We start from the raw sequence: 15,127 nt of genomic DNA, 5'->3' as shown, positions 1-15,127 counted from the left end.
AGCCAAGGACCCCAATATCTTGTGCCACGCCCGAACCCCCGGCGAACTAATCAATGCACTCTAAAACCGGAAGAGCCAAGTAAGGTTATGTACATTCGTCGGATTATCAGTAGTGTAGCGGCGGCCGTTCTCACACTGGCAGGAGGTTCACTAGCCACTGCACAGGAGGCGACACCGCAGAGCAGTTTTCCCAATGACTTGAGCTCGCAGGCTCTGGGTTCTGTGATTGGTGAGCTGCCGGAAGTAGAGGGCGGTGTCGATCTGGAGTCTTTTGTGGGAACGTGGCACCAGGTGGCTGCCACGCCGCAGCCCTTCCAGGCGCAGTGCGTGCGTAATGCCAAGGCGGAGTACGCGCTCATCAACTCAAAGACTATCGGCGTGACGAATTCTTGCGATACTCCGTGGGGACAGCCTTCCGTAGTGAAAGGCTCTGCCACGGTGAAGAGCCCCGCCAGTCTCCGTGTTGCTTTCGATAACGTGCCGTTCCAGGACAAAAATGGCGCCCCCAACTACCGTGTGACCTGGTTTAACGCGGATAAGACGGTGGCACTCGTCGGCTCGCCCGGTAAAACGGCCGGTTTCGTGCTTTCGCGCACGCCGCAGCTTTCTTCGGCTGCATGGGACGAGGTTTCTGGGGTTATTGCCGCCCGCGGGTGGAGCCCCTGCCTGTTCTTCCAGACGGGTGGCCCCTCCCTGTGTCTGCGCTAGAGGCCCTGCGTTAGAGGCCCTGCGCTAGAGGCCCAAGAATTTCTCCACGACGCGTTGGTAGGCCTTGACCGTAAGCTCGAGGTCTTCCAAGTGCAGGCACTCGTCGTGGCTATGGAGCTCCGCGTTGGCGGTCGCAAGGTCGCGTTCTGGCGCGTGGAGCGCAAAACCGTAGCCCACGCCGCCCAGGCGGCGTGCGACGCGGAGATCGGAACCGCCGGTCGCGAGCGTGGGGACGACGTCCTTGCCGGGGAAGAACTCACCGACGGTCTCGACGAGGGTGTCCCACAGCGGGCCCGTGGTCGGGGAGACCGTGGCGTCCTCGTTGATGAGGTGCTCGATTTCGACGTCGATATCGCCGATGGCCGCGCGGAGCATCTCGTCGACCTCGTTCTGAGTTTGTCCCGGTAGCGGCCGGATATCCATTTCCAGGTACGCATGCGAGGGCAGCACATTGATGGCGCCACCAGCGCGCAGCACCGTCTGAGAGATGGTCGTGTGCGAAAACGCATGCGCGAACGCGGAGAGGTTACCGAAGGGGGAGAAGTCGCCGGAATTGATGAGCTGCTCGTCCTCGTCGCTGAAGTTAAATGAGTCCCGGAAACCTTGCCAAATGTCGTCGTTCGCGATCGGGAGATCCGCCTCCGCGATGCGACGGGCGACCTCGCCAATCTTTACGATTGCGAAGTCCTTGTTGTAGGGGGTTGAGCCGTGTCCCGCGTCGCCGTGGACGTGGATACGACGCTGGGCGGCGCCCTTTTCGCCGACGATGACGGCGACGCCGCCGGGCAGGTGGCTGCCGCCGGTCTCCGACAGGCAATTCTTCCAGTTGATGGCACCCGGATTCTCGCGCTCGAACCAGCGCGCGCCCAGGCCGCCGCGGGCTTCTTCATCCGCGAGGGCGGCGAAGGTGAGGGTGCCGCCCGGGTTGCCGCGGCGGGCGACCTCGCGGGTGACAGCGGCCATCGTTGCCGTAATGAAGAGCATGTCTACGGAACCGCGGCCGTAGAGCTTGCCGTCCTCGATGATGGCCGCGAACGGATCCTTCGTCCACTTCTCGGCGTCCACCGGCACGACGTCCGTGTGGCCGAGGAGGGTGAGCGGTTCCTTGTCCGGATCGCCCGGCACGGTGAATATAATGCTCGTGCGGTTGGGGTGCGGCTCGAAGCGTTGCACCTCGACACCGGAGCCGACGAAGAACCTCTCCAGTGAGTCCGCATTGCGGACCTCGAAGCCAGAATCCACGGTCAGGTCGTTGACGCAGGCGTTGCGGATGAGTTCTTGGAGAAGTTCCAGGGTGTCGTCGTAGAGAGTCATGGCTCAATTGTAGGTTTGTGCCCTTATCGGGGGAATTTTGCGGAAAACGACCAGAAAATTGAACACTGTTCAGGAAAATTGTTTAGGGTATCCGCATGACCATTCTTGATACCGCGCGCGCCAAGGCCCTCGAGCAGGGCATCGGCCTTAATGAAGAAGAACTCCTCGAGGTTCTCCAAGTTCCGGACGAGCAGCTCGAGGAGCTCGCCGATATCGCCCACCAGACCCGCCTGAAGTGGTGCGGTCCCGACGTCTCTGTCGAGGGCATCATCTCCATCAAGACCGGCGGCTGCCCCGAGGACTGCCACTTCTGCTCGCAGTCGGGCTTGTTTGAGTCGCCGGTGCGTGCGGCTCGTTTGAATATTCCTGAGCTCGTCGAGGCCGCCCAGAAGACCGCGAAGACCGGCGCCACCGAGTTCTGCATCGTCGCCGCCGTGAAGTCTCCGGATGACTCGCTGCTCGACCAGGTCGGTGAGGCGATCGCCGCCATCAACGACGCGGTCGACATTGAGATCTCGTGCTCGCTCGGCACGCTTACCCGCGAGCAGGCTCAGCGCCTCAAGGACATGGGTGCCCAGCGCTACAACCACAACCTGGAGACCTCCCGCTCCTTCTTCCCTAACGTGGTGACGACCCACACCTGGGAAGAGCGCAAGGAGACCCTCGACCACGTCCGCGCGGTGGGCATGGAAGTCTGCTCCGGCGGCATCATCGGCATGGGCGAGTCGCTCGCGCAGCGCGCCGAGTTCGCTGCGCAGCTCGCTGAGATCGAGCCCTTCGAGGTTCCGATGAACTTCCTCGACCCGCGCCCAGGCACCCCGTTTGCGGACCGTCCGCTCGTTCCCCTCGGCGAGGCACTGCGTGCGGTTGCAGCATTCCGCTTGGCGATGCCCTCTGCGACCTTGCGCTTCGCCGGCGGCCGCGAGCTGTCGCTGGGCGATGACGGCACGGAGAAGGGCCTGCTCGGCGGCATCAACGCGATCATCGCGGGCAACTATCTCACGACGCTCGGTCAGCAGATCGAGAAGGACGTGGACATGCTCCACCGCATCGATCTGCCGATTAAGGCGCTGTAATGCCTGAACAGTCTGCTCTAGCGGCGGCGGTGCTGGCCGGGGATGCCCCAGTCTTCCATCCCAATACGGGCGAGCCCTTCGCCGAGGTGACGCACCTGCACCCGGCCGCCGCGGCCGGCCTGGACGTGCCGCGCTACTGCCAGCTGTGCGGGCGCCGCATGGTCGTGCAGGTGCGGCCGGATGGCTGGAGCGCGCGGTGCTCCCGCCACGGCGAGCTCGACTCTGACTGGCTCTACGAGGAGCACCTGCCCGCGTAAGCTGGCGGCCATGGCTTTTCAGGATCCGGGCATTGCGCTTGCCCACCGCTCCGCGCTGCGGTCTATCCAGCGGGTGGTGAGCGAGACGACTCCGCCCACACCCGACGCCGCGGCTCGGGTCGCGGCGCAACTGCGCGCCGGCGGGGTCATGGTCCTCACAGGAGCAGGCGTGTCGACGGATTCCGGCGTCCCGGACTACCGCGGCCCTCAAGGGTCGCTTTCGCGGCATACGCCGATGACGTATCAGGAATTCCGCTACGACGCCGCCGCGAGCCACCGCTATTGGGCGCGCTCGTTCGTGGGCTGGCGCGTCATGGATGCGGCGAGGCCGAACCGTACCCACTACGCACTCGTGGAGCTGGAGCGCGCCGGGCTGGTCTCCGGCATTGTGACGCAAAACGTGGACGGCCTGCATAAAGAAGCCGGAACTGAAACGCTTATCCCGCTCCACGGCGATATGAAGCATGTCGTATGCCTGAACTGCGGGTATGCAGAAGACCGTGCGGCCTTCGACGCCCGGCTCGCTGCCGCGAATCCGGGCTATCTGGAGCGCTGGGTCGTCCGCGCGGACCAAGTGAACCCGGACGGCGACGTCGCGCTGTCGCAGCAGGCGGTCGACGAGTTCGTGATGGCTCCATGCATCCGCTGCGGATCGGAGTTGCTCAAGCCGGACGTCGTCTACTTCGGCGAGCCGGTTCCGGCGGAGCGGCGGGACGCCGCGCGTGCGGTGCTTGCGGACTCGCGCTCGCTGCTTGTCGCCGGTTCGTCGCTCGCCGTGATGAGTGGCTATCGCTTCATGCTCGACGCGCTCAAACAGGGCAAGGAAGTTTCTGTGATTAACGGCGGGCCAGGGCGTGGCGACCCCAAGGCCACGACGCTGTGGCGCACGCAGGTCGCGCCGGCTTTTGATGAGCTCCTCGACGCACTGGAGCTTTAGCGGGAGCGGCCCAGCGCGCGGCTCTCTGCAGATTTCGGTGCGGAGAGGTTCGGGGCAATCTGCTTGAGCACGGTGCGCACGATGGCCCGCACGCGCTTGTCCATGGGCATGTCCATGTGGAGGACCACCGCGCGTTTATCGACGTCTTGGACATAGACGTTGCGGACCGTGCCGTCTGGGGTGTCACCTGGGTCAAGGAAGCACGTCTCCGGCGGCACGACGATCGTGTCCTGCTTGGTGGCGACGCAGGTATACGTCACGCCGTCCTCGAGGTCACCGTCCTCATTGAGCTTGGTAAGAATATCGCTGCCCACAATTTGTTCCATGCCGGCAGGCCCGAAGTAGGCGTCAATGATGGAGTGCATGACATGCTCTTGCCGGCGGTTGGCCACGAGCGTGCTGACGATGCCCCCTTGGGTCGTCCCGTGGTTCGGCGCCGAGAGACAGATGACATGGCGGACGCGATCGGCCGCGTTATTGTGGTGCATCCAGTACCGGGCAACGATGCCGCCCTGGGAGTGGCCGATGAGGACGACTTGCTCCGCGCCGGTGACCGCTTGGACTGCGTCGATATAGGCGCCAACCTGGTCAGCGGACGCGCTGATGGACCCGGTTGCGCGTGCACCATAGTCGGGCGCGAAGACGGCCCAGCCGTCCTCGCGTAGCTCAGAGCCCAGCAGCTGCCACACGCCCTTGGTATCCGTCGTGCCGTGGATGAGGATGATAGGCCACGGATGATCCTTGTCCGGCCGAGCCGCCCAGTCGTCCTCGAAGACGCCGCGGGGTTTCAAGCGTGCGCCCAAGGGCAGCGACGCGAGTCGTGCGGCGGTCTCGGCCTCGTGGTCATTCGTGCCTGTCTCGCGTGACTTACGAAAATCCAGGTCGAAGAAGCTGCGCCGGTTCGCGCGCAGCAGCGCTGCGATTTCATCGGCGACCTCTTCGCGCAGCGCATTCGCGGGCGCCGGGGTGGCAATGCCGTAGCGCGGCGAGTCGGCGGTGTCTGCCGTGGGAGTTTCCGGCAGCCCCTTGGTGCTGTCATAGGAAACGGTGGGGGACGTGGGGTCTGAACGCCAGAACCGGCCCAGTCCCTCGGAGATAAGACTCTCGAGTTCCCTGAGCGGTTCTTTGAGCTGATCGAAGGGATCCACTGCCATGTCACACATCCTAGGTTGTGCTGAAATACATTAATTTTTCGACATTCTACCAGGGTACGGCACACGCGCCGGGCGTACAGGGAAAATCTTACGATTTTCCCTTGACCCTCCAACTAAAGGTTTATAAACTAAGCCTTGCCTAATCACGGGCGGTTGCTTGCCAGGAAGGTCGCGCTCCACTTCCTTCTCGTGGTAAGCGCCGAAAGATTAGTCATGGGGAGAAGGCCCGTCAGCGCGCAGCTGACGGGCCTTCGTTATGTCTCGATCTCGAGAGCCGGAAATTAATCCTCGACGACGGAGACCTTCACGTCGATGTTGCCGCGGGTGGCCTTGGAGTACGGGCAGACCTCGTGAGCCTTGTCTGCGAGCTTCTGGGCCTCATCGTGCGGCAGGTTCGGAATGGTGACCTCGAGCTCGACGGCGAGACCGAAGGAGGTCTCGTCCTTGCCGATGGACACGCGCGCGCCCACGGAAGAGTCGCCCAAGTCCGCGCCTTCGCCCTTGGCTACGAGCTGCAGGGCACCGTGGAAGCACGCGGCGTAGCCGGCGGCGAAAAGCTGCTCCGGGTTAACACCGTCGCCCGAGCCGCCCATTTCCTTCGGAGCAGCCAGATCGAAGTCCAGATCAGAATCCTTAACCACGGAGCGGCCGTTGCGGCCAGCGCCGGTTGCAAGTGCCTCGGTGGTGTAGAGCGGTTCCATGATGGGGTCCTTTCGTTGATTTCCTTGTACGCAATTTAATTGTACGCAACCCTAGTGCGTTATGCTAGGGACATGCCACATGCGTCTCTGGAACTGGACAAACAACTCTGCTTCGCCCTCTACCGAGCGAGCCATGCCGTCCAGCGGTCTTACCAGGACGTACTTGCGCCGCTGAGGCTGACTTATCCCCAGTACGTCACCATGTTAGCGCTCTGGGGCCATGAGGATCCGGTGACGATGAAGGAGCTCTCGGCCGAGCTGGGGCTAGATTCGGGCACCTTGACCCCTCTGCTGCGCCGCATGGAGAAGCAAGGTTTGCTCACGCGCGCTATTGATCCGCAGGACGAGCGCCGTCGCGTTGTGCAGCTGACAGACCAGGGGCGGGCGCTGCGTGACCATGCCGAGGAAGTTCCGCTGCGCCAGATGGAACGTTTCTCCGCCTCTGGCCTCGATATCCAGCTGCTGAAGTCGGAGCTCGACCGCTTGTCGGGGGCAATTGCCGCGGATGCCGAAGACGCGGATCGCTAATACACTCGGGGGCTATGACCCAGCTTTCGCCTGTTCTTGACGCCCCCGCAGCGGTCGAGCGCCTCATCGACCTCTACGAATCTTCGTGTGAGCGCGCCCGCGTGTGCCTCGAGAAGGGCGAGTACGCGGACTACGCGCACGTCGTCTATCCCCAGATCGTCGTCGACGTCAAGGAATGGCGCCCCATCGACCGCTCCGAGCCTTTCGGATACGTGGATGAGTCCGGCCGGTACGTCGCTGTGCTGTCTAAGCCGTACCTCCTGCGCGCCTACCTTGAGGAACAGCTCACTCGGCTCACCGAGAATTACCCGTGCGAGATCTTTGTCGGCCCCTCGGACGTGCGCATCCCACCCGAGTACATCAAGGGCGTCGAGATGGTTCCGCAGCAGCGCCCGGCGGAGGTTCCGCGGCCCACGCTCGACGAGGTCCACGACGCCATCGTCGATGGCCACTGGGATGTCTTCCACGAGGGCGACAAGCCGCTGTTCCACTTCGGTCCGCAGCGCTTCGACATCGCCTGCGCGCGCATTGAGCACTACACCGGCATCGAGGTCGACTCGCTCCAGAAGTACATTCTCTTCACGAACTACGGCATGCACATGACGGAGTTCATGCGCTTTGGCCTGCGCGCGCTGGGGTCCCGCTATGACTCCCTCGTTCTACCGGATGGGCGCACGGTGCCTGCCGATGCCGCCGAGGGTGTCGAGGTCGCAGACCTCCAGACCCGAGTGCAGATGCCGCGCTACGATCTCACGACGCCGGACGGTGACGGCATCACGATGATCAATATCGGCGTGGGCCCCTCGAACGCGAAGACCATCACGGACTCCTTGGCAGTGTTGCGCCCCGAGGCGTGGATCATGATTGGTCACTGCGCGGGCCTCGACGGTCGCATGCGCATCGGCGACCTCATCCTCGGCAACGCCTATCAGCGCGATGATCACATTCTGGATCGCGCCATTCCCGTCGACGTTCCCATCCCTGCCATCCCGGAGGTCCAGCGCATGCTCGAGGCCGCCGTCGAGGAGGTCTACGGCGCCGACAACGAACTCATGCGCACGGGCACGGTGCTCTCCACGGCCGACCGCAACTGGGAATGGCGGACCCCGCGCGAGCTGTGGGAGTGGCTGCGAGGCTCGACCGCCGTGGCCATCGACATGGAGTCCTGCATGCTCGCGGCGAATGGGTACAGATATCGCATCCCCTACGGCACGCTGCTGTCCGTGTCGGATCTTCCGTTGCACGCGGTGCCCAAGCTGCCAGCGGGCGCGCAAGCTTTCTATTCAAACTCAAAGGAGGCGCACGTCATGTGTGCCGTGCGCGCGATGGAGGCCCTCGCAGAGAATCCCGAGCGCCTTCGCACGCGCAAGTTGCGGCGCACGATTGGGGAGGTTCCTTTTCGTTGAGCCTGACGTACGACTAGGCTGAGTTGAAAGCTTTCTTCTCTGTAGGAGTGTGTTGCATGACCCAGCCCGAGTGGTACCACCCGGATCGTGAAAATTTGACGTGGGAGATTTTCGGCGAGGCGTCGCGCTATCTTTCCCAGGAAATTGTGGACTCTGGGTGGTTCCCAGAGCTCATCGTTGGCGTGGCGCGCGGCGGCCTTATTCCGGCAGGCGCCATCGGCTATGCCATTGGTGTTAAAGCCATGGGCGCCATCAACGTGGAGTTCTACACCGACATCGGCGAGACCCTGCCGGAGCCGCTCGTCTTGTCGCCGCAGCTTGACATGGATTCGCTCGCAGGCAAGCGCGTACTCGTGGTCGATGATGTCGCGGACTCCGGCAAGACGCTTGATCTCGTGGTCAACCTGCTCAAGGAAACCGCCGCCGAGGTGCGCTCCGCCGTCATCTACACCAAGCCCACCACCATCTTTGAGCCGGACTTCTCGTGGAAGAAGACGGACCAGTGGATTAACTTCGCGTGGTCCGCGCTTCCCGTCATCACCGCGGACGGCTCCTATCAGGAAGGCGCGTAATCTGCGCGTTATCAGTTTCCTAGTGAACGGACAGGAACAGACAGGAAACGCGCAGGCGCATGTCATTTCCTCGGCAGGTCCATGGCCCATACTTAACTCATGCGTTTGAGAGAGGCGCATAAGAGAGATAGAGAGATACCCCAGCTACGCGGGGCGGACGGCGTGAGACACCGTCCGGGAGCGTATGCACCTTGAGAGAGATAGAGGCCACGTCAGGCCCCGGGCAACCGGGGCCTGACGTGGTTTTTCGTGCCGGAGGCCGTAGCTTTACACTGACTTGTCGTGACCCTTCAAACACCTGCGCCTACCGGCGTGCTCGCGAGCTTTCGCTATGCCTTTTCTTCCCCCGCGCGCCTGCGCATGGAGGTCTTCGGCGGCCTCGCCGTCGCCCTCGCGCTTATCCCCGAGGTCTTGAGTTTTTCCATTCTTGCCGGGCTTGACCCGCGCGTGGGCCTCTTCGCCTCCGTCATCATGGCAATCTCCATCGCGTTTACCGGTGGGCGCCCCGCCATGATTTCGGCCGCCGCTGGCGCCGTCGCTCTCGTCATCGCGCCGCTGTCTGCCTCGCATGGGATCGACTATGTCATCGCGACGGTCCTGCTCGCGGGAATCCTGCAGGTCATCCTCGCGGTATTGGGCGTGGCCAAGCTCATGCGCTTTATTCCGCGCTCTGTCATGATCGGCTTCGTCAATGCACTGGGCATCATGATGTTCACCGCCCAGCTGCCGCACCTCATCGATGTCCCGTGGCTGGTCTATCCGCTCGTCGCACTCGGTGTCATCATCATGCTCGTGTGGCCGCGCGTGACGGAGGCCGTCCCTGCTCCGCTGGTGACCATCGTGGTGGTCACCGCCCTCGTCATGGCATTCGGGTGGGATGTGCCCGATGTCGCGGACCAAGGTGAGCTGCCCACGAGCCTGCCGGGCTTGGTGGTACCGGATGTGCCGCTCACGCTCGAAACGCTGACCACCATCGCCCCCTATGTCATCGGAGTGGCGCTGGTGGGCCTCATGGAGTCGCTGCTGACTGCCAAACTGGTGGATGATATTACGGATACTCACTCGGATAAGACGCGCGAGTCGTTGGGCCAGGGCATTGGCAATATTTTGTCGGCAGCTATCGGCGGCATGGGCGTGTGCGCAATGATTGGGCAGACCATGATCGGCGTAAAGGCCTCGGGTGCGCGCACGCGTTTGTCCACGCTGCTTTCGGGAGTATTTCTCCTGATTCTTATTCTCGTCCTCGGCGAGACCGTCGGACGTATCCCCATGGCGGCCCTCGTCGCGGTCATGCTGCTTGTGGCCGCCACCACGGTGAACTGGCACTCGGTGCGCACCATCCATCGCATGCCGCTCTCGGAGACCGCCGTCATGCTCGTCACCGTGGCCGGCACGCTGGCCACGCATAACCTCGCGGTGGGCGTAGTGGCCGGCGTGCTCACGGCCATGATTGCGTTCGCGCGTCGCGTCGCGCACCTCACCCAGGTCGAGCTCGTTGCTTCCGATGCCACCCGTGCCGCCTACCGCGTCACCGGCCAGCTTTTCTTTGCTTCGTCCAACGACCTTGTCTATTCCTTTGACTACACGCTGGGAGTCTCTGAGGTCGATATTGACATGTCGGCTGCGCAGGTCTGGGATGCCTCGACTGTGGCGACGATGGATGCGGTGCGTGAGAAATACGCGCAGCGCGGCGTGACCGTGAATATTCGGGGCCTTGATCCGGTCAGTCAGCAGCGCCTCGACCGGCTCTCGGGCAACTTGGGGGACTAAAACCTAGGGGAGAGATGTGCCCTGGGCATGGGGGTGCAACGAGAAGTCATACTTTCGGTCGAATATGCGTCGCTGTGGGCATGGAGTATGGCATAGGTCTTGATATGTAAGGCTTGCCTTGTTTAGTCTATCCACATTAAGGTTAGGCATGCTTTACTTAATCAGGAGGAATTTGGCCATGACCGTTGCCATGACCACGACGCCGCTTTCGCAGATGCTGCGTGAGGAAACCGCGCGAGCGCACGCCAGCGCAGAGGGCTCAGATTTTATGACCCGCTTGATGGCGGGTGAGCTCAGCGCAGAGGCACTCGCCACCTTTACTGGGCAGTTGTGGTTTATCTATGAGGCGCTTGAGCGCGCGGTCCGCGCGGTAGCGGATACTCGCATCGCCGGAGCGGTGGCCGACCCCCGGTTGGAACGCCGCGATGCGCTGGAACTCGACCTCGCGGAAATGTACGGCCCGCAGTGGCGCGACGAGGTGCGTATCCTTCCCGCCACCGCACGCTACGTCGCGCGCCTGGAATCGCTCGATACGCCGGGATCGGAGCCCCGGGTCGTTGCCCATCACTACGTGCGCTACCTCGGCGATATCTCTGGTGGGCAGGTTATTGCCGCGCGCCTGGGGGCTCTCTACGGTATCGACCCGGATGCGCTCAATTTCTATAACTTCGCGGCGATTGGCAAGATTCCGCCCTACCGCAGCGCGTACCGCGAGGCGCTCGACGAGCTCGCGCTTTCTGATGCCCAGCGTGCCGCCCTCATCGCCGAGGCACAGGCCGCTTTTGCGTGCAACTCGGCAGTCTTCGCCGAGTTAGCGAAGCTGTATCCGGGCGCAGCGTAGCGCCGGGTTCACTATTTCCTCTCTTCCCCCTTCTTATTTTTCTCTGTATTTCTAAAGTGACCTGGAGGTCTGTCGCGTGAAGAAAATCTCTTCTGCTTTTCTCGCATCTGCTCTTATCGTCTCTGCAATGGCTGTTCCGGCTACTGCTGCAACGCAGGACCTGACGGCGGGTACATTCGCCTGGCCCATCAAGACCTCATTTATGGAGCATCTTGCTGGCCCAATAGCGGCTGGCCGTTGGACGACCACGGATGGGGCGACGTATAAGGACAATCAGCTGCTGTTTCCGGTCAACGTCGCTGAGACGACGCTGGATGCGGACGGCAACGGCACCATCGTCCTTGACGGTTCGGCGCATATCGTGGCCTACAAAGGCCTGGGCGCGGGCGGCTCGGCCGGCCTCGATCTCACCTACTCAGATCTCAAGCTGCAGGTGCAAGGCACGCAGGTCGAGCTCGTTGGAGACTACGTTTTGTCCGGGGATCCGGGCGACAAGGGCACGCAGGTCGACAGGGATGGCGATGATGACGTGCTGGTTACGTTCACCCTCGATGCCCCCATCGCGGTTGGGACCGATGTGAGCGCGCAGGATCGCCCGGCCACCGCGGGTGCGGGGCTGGAGGGCTCGCTGCTGCGCTATAAGGAAGGTCAGATACTTGAGGGCGGCGACGTTGACCTCGTGCTGGACTTTGCTGATGGCAAGGATGCCGGGGTAGTCGAGGGGCATAAGTCGACGGGACTTGCCCGGGCTTCCGCGCAGTTGGGAACGCTGAGCTCGGAGGAACCGTCGAGCGAGGGCATCGGCATCCTCGTGGGGATGATCGCGGGCGTTGTGGCGCTCGTGGGTACCGCGGTGGCAGGGATGCCTTTGGTGCTTGATGCGCTCAAGCGGGCGGGCATCCGACTCTAGTTCGATTGCTTCCGTTTGTGTGGATTCGGGCGTTGATTAGGTCGCGATAACTTAGGTTACCGTGGCCAAAATTGCCTTTGGCCTGCATGTTTGGGAACCCTAACCTAGCTAGCGGCATTTTTGAATATCTGTATTATGGGAGATTATACCGCCGGAAACCCGTTGGATAGCCGTCGGAAAAGACAGAAATTTACCTATTGAACAGGTACCGAAAGGCAAGGATATTCAATGAACGAGAAGCTGCAGAGCCTGCTGAACGCACAGGTTATTAACGAGCACGGCGCCGCCCTCATCTACACCCAGCTGGCCTACGAGATGGATGATCTTTCCTTCCCGGGCATGCGTGACTGGTTCTACGCTCAGGCTGCGGAGGAGCGCGAGCACGCTCAGAAGATTGCCAACCACCTCCTCGCGCGCGGCTACCGCGTGGAGCTCACCGATGTCCCGGTTCCGTCTGTGAAGGCCGCGACCCCGCTCGACGCTTTCGAGGCTGCCTACGCACACGAGCAGAAGGTCTCCGAGCAGATCCGCGAGATCGCTCGTACCGCAGACGAGGTCAAGGATCTGGACTCCCGCCAGATCGTGAACTGGTTCCTCGACGAGCAGATTGAGGAAGAGGACACCGTCACCGAGATCATCGACCAGATCAAGCTCGTGGGCAACGATGGCTCCGGCCTCCTGCGCATCGACGCTACTCTGGGCTCCCGCGCATAATAGTCACGCGCGGCCATCAAGGCCGAGCTAATACACAAAGGTCAAGGGACAGTGACCATGCGGTAACAAACCCATCAAGATTGCCCTAATATCTCCCACCAACCCCATGGTTGGTGGGAGACTGCGTTTTATATGTCTATGAAGCAGAAAACCTGGACCGTGGTCGTGCTCCTCGCGCTCGCCGTCGCCTTGGGCGTCGGCACGGCGTTGAGCAGTACGCACATTGCGCTCGGCACTTTTCTGCTTGGTGCGGCACTCATGCTGGGGCCCTTCGCGGGGGCGGGTCTCTTTCTTTTTGCTGCGCTTATTGCGGTGAGCCTGCCGCAGAAGTCCATTGCGTCAGTCGGCGGAGCGCTCGTGCTTGCCGCCGTGGGCTTGGTGATCTTCACGCCGCTGGGCATCATTCCAGACGCCATCGTGCCGCTGTATGCGGGAGGCGCGGCGCTGGGTGCCGTGGCGGTGCTGCTCGTGCCCACGGGGCTGCCTGGACGCTTGTTCCGTTTCTAGAACTCTGTCGTTTGGGGCGAGTCTGCGCGGCTTTCCGTAATCTGGATGCATGTCGACGTATCTTTTTGATTTCTACGGAGTCTTGCTCCGTCATCGTCCACCGGAGCCGAAGGAGGCGCTGCTACGTCTCGTCGGTGCCGAGGATCCGGCCGCTTTTTGGACGGCGTATAACGAATTGCGCCCGGCCTATGATGCGGGCGTGGTGAGTGACGAACGCTGGTGGCGCCAGATGCAGGTGCGCCTAGGCCTTCCGGACTTCGATATCTCTGAGGCCGTCGCTCAGGACTTCGAGCCGTGTACGGCGCCGGACCTCGACGTCGTGGGAGTCGCCCAGGAGTTGCTTGGCGTGGGCAATGCAGTGGGCGTGCTGTCTAATATTCCGGTGGGGCTCGGTCGCATGGTGCGCGAGCGCAATGAGAGCTGGCTCAAGGAATTCACCGCGGTGGTGCTCAGCGGCGAGATTGGCGTGGTCAAGCCGGACAAGCGGGCTTTTGACGTCGCGGTGGACGCGTTGGGGGCCAATGCCAAAGACACGCTCTTTATTGATGACACCCAAGGCAACGTCGACGCAGCACGGGCGGCAGGGCTGCGCGGGTATCTCTACGACGGCAACCTTGCCGAACTGCGTGCGGAGTGCGGGCTGGCCTAGGCGGCGCGCACCTTCGCGGTGTTCAGCTCAAGCGGCGTGCGCAGGAGCGGGTCGAGCGCGACGGCGCGGGCGATGGAGCGGACGATCTCCTTGTGATTGGGGATCATGCGCAGCTCCGTCGCGGAGGCGAGATCAGGGTCGAGCTCGCTGCGGGCGGCCGAGGCGAAGAGCTTCGGCGCGGTGGGCACGTCGTAGAAGGCGGAGCCGGCGATGACCACGGTGTCGGGGCGGTGGGCATCGATCAGCTGGGCTGTAAGGCGGCCGAGGTCGGAGGCGCGCTGGGCAAGGACCGAGGCGGCATCGGCAGCCTCAGCGAGGCGGGGCGCGAGCGCGGCGTTGACGAGGGTGTCGCGCGGGTCGGCGCCGTCGAACCGTGGGAGCTCGATGGGGGCAACGCCGTCCTCATCGGACAGTGCGGCGCCAATCGAGTCATCCGCGAAAAGGACGAGCGTGCGGGCTTCATCGCCGAGAGGAGCGGCCTGCGTCTCCGAAGCGAGGATGGCGGGCACGGCCGGGGTGACAGTAACAGGCACGCCGAACTGGAAGTCGAGGCGTCCTGCGATATCCATGCCGTCCCAGCCGAGGTTGGCCGCGTGGACCTTGCCTTCTTCGTCGACGGAGCCGGAGGTGGTCACGCCGACGGAAACGAGTGTGCGGTCGACGCCGGTGGTGAGCCGGTTGACGCCAGCGATGACGTGCTCGACGAAGTCATCAGGGCTGAGCTTCGAGACCGGGGTGGGCACGTTGTCTTCGCGGATAACGCGGCCGCGGGTGTCGTAGAGGCCGATGTACGTCGAGGTGGTGCCGACCGCGATGCCGGAAAGGAGCCAGCCGTTATCGGAAGCCTCGAGCGGAACCGTGGGGCGGCCGCGACCTTGGGAGCGGGTGAGGTCCGTGCGCTCCTGGATGAGGCCGGCCTTGAGGAGAGCGGCGGTGGCGCGGGTGATGGTGGGCTGGGACAGTCCGGTGGCCTCCACGAGCTCGCTGCGCGTGATGATGGGATTGAGGCGTACGAGGTGGAGACTTTTAGCCGCAGGAGTGCGAGGGCGGGCGAAGACTGTTCCGGCTGTGCTCATGGATATA

Annotated in this window: 17 protein-coding genes; 13 read left to right on the top strand and 4 right to left on the bottom strand. The window is 62.9% G+C overall.

Going from position 1 to position 15,127, the window contains the following annotated elements:
- Positions 1-198: 198 nt before the first annotated feature.
- A complete protein-coding gene (locus tag ABJ196_RS08535; protein ID WP_347306189.1) occupies positions 199-708 on the top strand; it encodes a lipocalin family protein in 510 nt (169 codons plus the stop codon).
- Between the two features lie 24 nt (positions 709-732).
- Here the strand turns inward: ABJ196_RS08535 and ABJ196_RS08530 are convergent, their stop codons facing one another.
- The gene (locus tag ABJ196_RS08530; RefSeq protein ID WP_347306187.1) at positions 733-2,022 is read right to left on the bottom strand and encodes a M20/M25/M40 family metallo-hydrolase; all 1,290 of its coding nucleotides are present in this window, start codon (positions 2,020-2,022) and stop codon (positions 733-735) included.
- Positions 2,023-2,117: 95 nt separating this feature from the next.
- On the opposite strand from ABJ196_RS08530, the gene bioB reads away from it, so the two are divergent.
- From bioB to ABJ196_RS08515, 3 genes are read left to right on the top strand one after another with little or no spacing between them, the layout of a single operon-like run.
- Positions 2,118-3,098 (top strand): biotin synthase BioB, encoded by a 981-nt coding sequence (gene bioB / locus ABJ196_RS08525; protein WP_257036376.1) that lies wholly within the window; start codon positions 2,118-2,120, stop codon positions 3,096-3,098.
- On the top strand, positions 3,098-3,355 hold the full coding sequence (locus ABJ196_RS08520; RefSeq protein WP_257036375.1) for a hypothetical protein: 258 nt from the start codon (positions 3,098-3,100) through the stop codon (positions 3,353-3,355). The genes bioB and ABJ196_RS08520 overlap by 1 nt, the downstream gene beginning before the upstream one ends.
- A 10-nt stretch (positions 3,356-3,365) precedes the next feature.
- A complete protein-coding gene (locus ABJ196_RS08515; protein WP_347306184.1) occupies positions 3,366-4,292 on the top strand; it encodes a Sir2 family NAD-dependent protein deacetylase in 927 nt (308 codons plus the stop codon).
- On the opposite strand, the gene ABJ196_RS08510 is transcribed toward ABJ196_RS08515, so the two are convergent.
- Together ABJ196_RS08510 and ABJ196_RS08505 are read right to left on the bottom strand one after the other, a co-directional pair.
- The gene (locus ABJ196_RS08510; RefSeq protein WP_303937249.1) at positions 4,289-5,446 is read right to left on the bottom strand and encodes a triacylglycerol lipase; all 1,158 of its coding nucleotides are present in this window, start codon (positions 5,444-5,446) and stop codon (positions 4,289-4,291) included. The genes ABJ196_RS08515 and ABJ196_RS08510 overlap by 4 nt on opposite strands.
- 281 nt (positions 5,447-5,727) lie before the next feature.
- A complete protein-coding gene (locus ABJ196_RS08505; protein WP_257036372.1) occupies positions 5,728-6,147 on the bottom strand; it encodes an organic hydroperoxide resistance protein in 420 nt (139 codons plus the stop codon).
- Positions 6,148-6,219: 72 nt separating this feature from the next.
- Here ABJ196_RS08505 and ABJ196_RS08500 point away from each other — a divergent pair, with 72 nt between their 5' ends.
- The 9 genes from ABJ196_RS08500 to ABJ196_RS08460 all read left to right on the top strand — a co-directional run bounded on the left by ABJ196_RS08500 (position 6,220) and on the right by ABJ196_RS08460 (position 14,044).
- A complete protein-coding gene (locus tag ABJ196_RS08500) occupies positions 6,220-6,675 on the top strand; it encodes a MarR family transcriptional regulator (RefSeq protein ID WP_257036371.1) in 456 nt (151 codons plus the stop codon).
- Between the two features lie 14 nt (positions 6,676-6,689).
- On the top strand, positions 6,690-8,081 hold the full coding sequence (gene amn / locus ABJ196_RS08495) for an AMP nucleosidase (RefSeq protein WP_347306181.1): 1,392 nt from the start codon (positions 6,690-6,692) through the stop codon (positions 8,079-8,081).
- 56 nt (positions 8,082-8,137) lie between these two features.
- The gene (locus ABJ196_RS08490) at positions 8,138-8,653 is read left to right on the top strand and encodes a phosphoribosyltransferase (protein ID WP_347306179.1); all 516 of its coding nucleotides are present in this window, start codon (positions 8,138-8,140) and stop codon (positions 8,651-8,653) included.
- 282 nt (positions 8,654-8,935) lie between these two features.
- On the top strand, positions 8,936-10,423 hold the full coding sequence (locus ABJ196_RS08485) for a SulP family inorganic anion transporter (RefSeq protein ID WP_347306177.1): 1,488 nt from the start codon (positions 8,936-8,938) through the stop codon (positions 10,421-10,423).
- A gap of 178 nt (positions 10,424-10,601) precedes the next feature.
- Positions 10,602-11,264 (top strand): biliverdin-producing heme oxygenase, encoded by a 663-nt coding sequence (locus ABJ196_RS08480; RefSeq protein ID WP_347306175.1) that lies wholly within the window; start codon positions 10,602-10,604, stop codon positions 11,262-11,264.
- 127 nt (positions 11,265-11,391) lie between these two features.
- Positions 11,392-12,174: an HtaA domain-containing protein gene (locus ABJ196_RS08475; protein WP_347306173.1), complete on the top strand. Its 783-nt coding sequence runs from the start codon at positions 11,392-11,394 to the stop codon at positions 12,172-12,174.
- Positions 12,175-12,402: 228 nt separating this feature from the next.
- Positions 12,403-12,888, top strand: coding sequence for a ferritin (locus tag ABJ196_RS08470; protein WP_347306171.1), 486 nt, complete (start codon positions 12,403-12,405; stop codon positions 12,886-12,888).
- A gap of 138 nt (positions 12,889-13,026) precedes the next feature.
- Positions 13,027-13,395, top strand: a complete 369-nt coding sequence (locus ABJ196_RS08465; protein ID WP_347306169.1) for a hypothetical protein — start codon at positions 13,027-13,029, stop codon at positions 13,393-13,395.
- 49 nt (positions 13,396-13,444) lie between these two features.
- Positions 13,445-14,044, top strand: a complete 600-nt coding sequence (locus ABJ196_RS08460; RefSeq protein WP_347306167.1) for an HAD-IA family hydrolase — start codon at positions 13,445-13,447, stop codon at positions 14,042-14,044.
- On the opposite strand, the gene ABJ196_RS08455 is transcribed toward ABJ196_RS08460, so the two are convergent.
- A complete protein-coding gene (locus tag ABJ196_RS08455; protein ID WP_347306165.1) occupies positions 14,041-15,120 on the bottom strand; it encodes an ROK family transcriptional regulator in 1,080 nt (359 codons plus the stop codon). The genes ABJ196_RS08460 and ABJ196_RS08455 overlap by 4 nt on opposite strands.
- Between the last annotated feature and the right edge of the window lie 7 nt (positions 15,121-15,127).

This window comes from Corynebacterium sp. SA-MJD20WY100 (assembly GCF_039822565.1).
GTDB classification, from domain to species: Bacteria; Actinomycetota; Actinomycetes; order Mycobacteriales; family Mycobacteriaceae; genus Corynebacterium; species Corynebacterium phoceense_A.
Note: the sequence above shows the minus strand (reverse complement) of the source record. Positions and strands in the feature narration are given on the sequence as shown.

What these genes read in the sequence shown, in the direction of transcription:
- bioB (WP_257036376.1), top strand. Translation starts at nt 2,118, where the DNA reads ATGACCATTCTTGATACCGCGCGCGCCAAGGCCCTCGAGCAGGGCATC.
- ABJ196_RS08505 (WP_257036372.1), bottom strand. Translation starts at nt 6,147, where the DNA reads ATGGAACCGCTCTACACCACCGAGGCACTTGCAACCGGCGCTGGCCGC.
- ABJ196_RS08510 (WP_303937249.1), bottom strand. Translation starts at nt 5,446, where the DNA reads ATGGCAGTGGATCCCTTCGATCAGCTCAAAGAACCGCTCAGGGAACTC.
- ABJ196_RS08490 (WP_347306179.1), top strand. Translation starts at nt 8,138, where the DNA reads ATGACCCAGCCCGAGTGGTACCACCCGGATCGTGAAAATTTGACGTGG.
- ABJ196_RS08460 (WP_347306167.1), top strand. Translation starts at nt 13,445, where the DNA reads ATGTCGACGTATCTTTTTGATTTCTACGGAGTCTTGCTCCGTCATCGT.
- ABJ196_RS08455 (WP_347306165.1), bottom strand. Translation starts at nt 15,120, where the DNA reads ATGAGCACAGCCGGAACAGTCTTCGCCCGCCCTCGCACTCCTGCGGCT.
- ABJ196_RS08530 (WP_347306187.1), bottom strand. Translation starts at nt 2,022, where the DNA reads ATGACTCTCTACGACGACACCCTGGAACTTCTCCAAGAACTCATCCGC.
- ABJ196_RS08465 (WP_347306169.1), top strand. Translation starts at nt 13,027, where the DNA reads ATGAAGCAGAAAACCTGGACCGTGGTCGTGCTCCTCGCGCTCGCCGTC.
- ABJ196_RS08480 (WP_347306175.1), top strand. Translation starts at nt 10,602, where the DNA reads ATGACCGTTGCCATGACCACGACGCCGCTTTCGCAGATGCTGCGTGAG.
- ABJ196_RS08515 (WP_347306184.1), top strand. Translation starts at nt 3,366, where the DNA reads ATGGCTTTTCAGGATCCGGGCATTGCGCTTGCCCACCGCTCCGCGCTG.
- ABJ196_RS08520 (WP_257036375.1), top strand. Translation starts at nt 3,098, where the DNA reads ATGCCTGAACAGTCTGCTCTAGCGGCGGCGGTGCTGGCCGGGGATGCC.
- ABJ196_RS08500 (WP_257036371.1), top strand. Translation starts at nt 6,220, where the DNA reads ATGCCACATGCGTCTCTGGAACTGGACAAACAACTCTGCTTCGCCCTC.
- ABJ196_RS08470 (WP_347306171.1), top strand. Translation starts at nt 12,403, where the DNA reads ATGAACGAGAAGCTGCAGAGCCTGCTGAACGCACAGGTTATTAACGAG.
- amn (WP_347306181.1), top strand. Translation starts at nt 6,690, where the DNA reads ATGACCCAGCTTTCGCCTGTTCTTGACGCCCCCGCAGCGGTCGAGCGC.
- ABJ196_RS08475 (WP_347306173.1), top strand. Translation starts at nt 11,392, where the DNA reads ATGGCTGTTCCGGCTACTGCTGCAACGCAGGACCTGACGGCGGGTACA.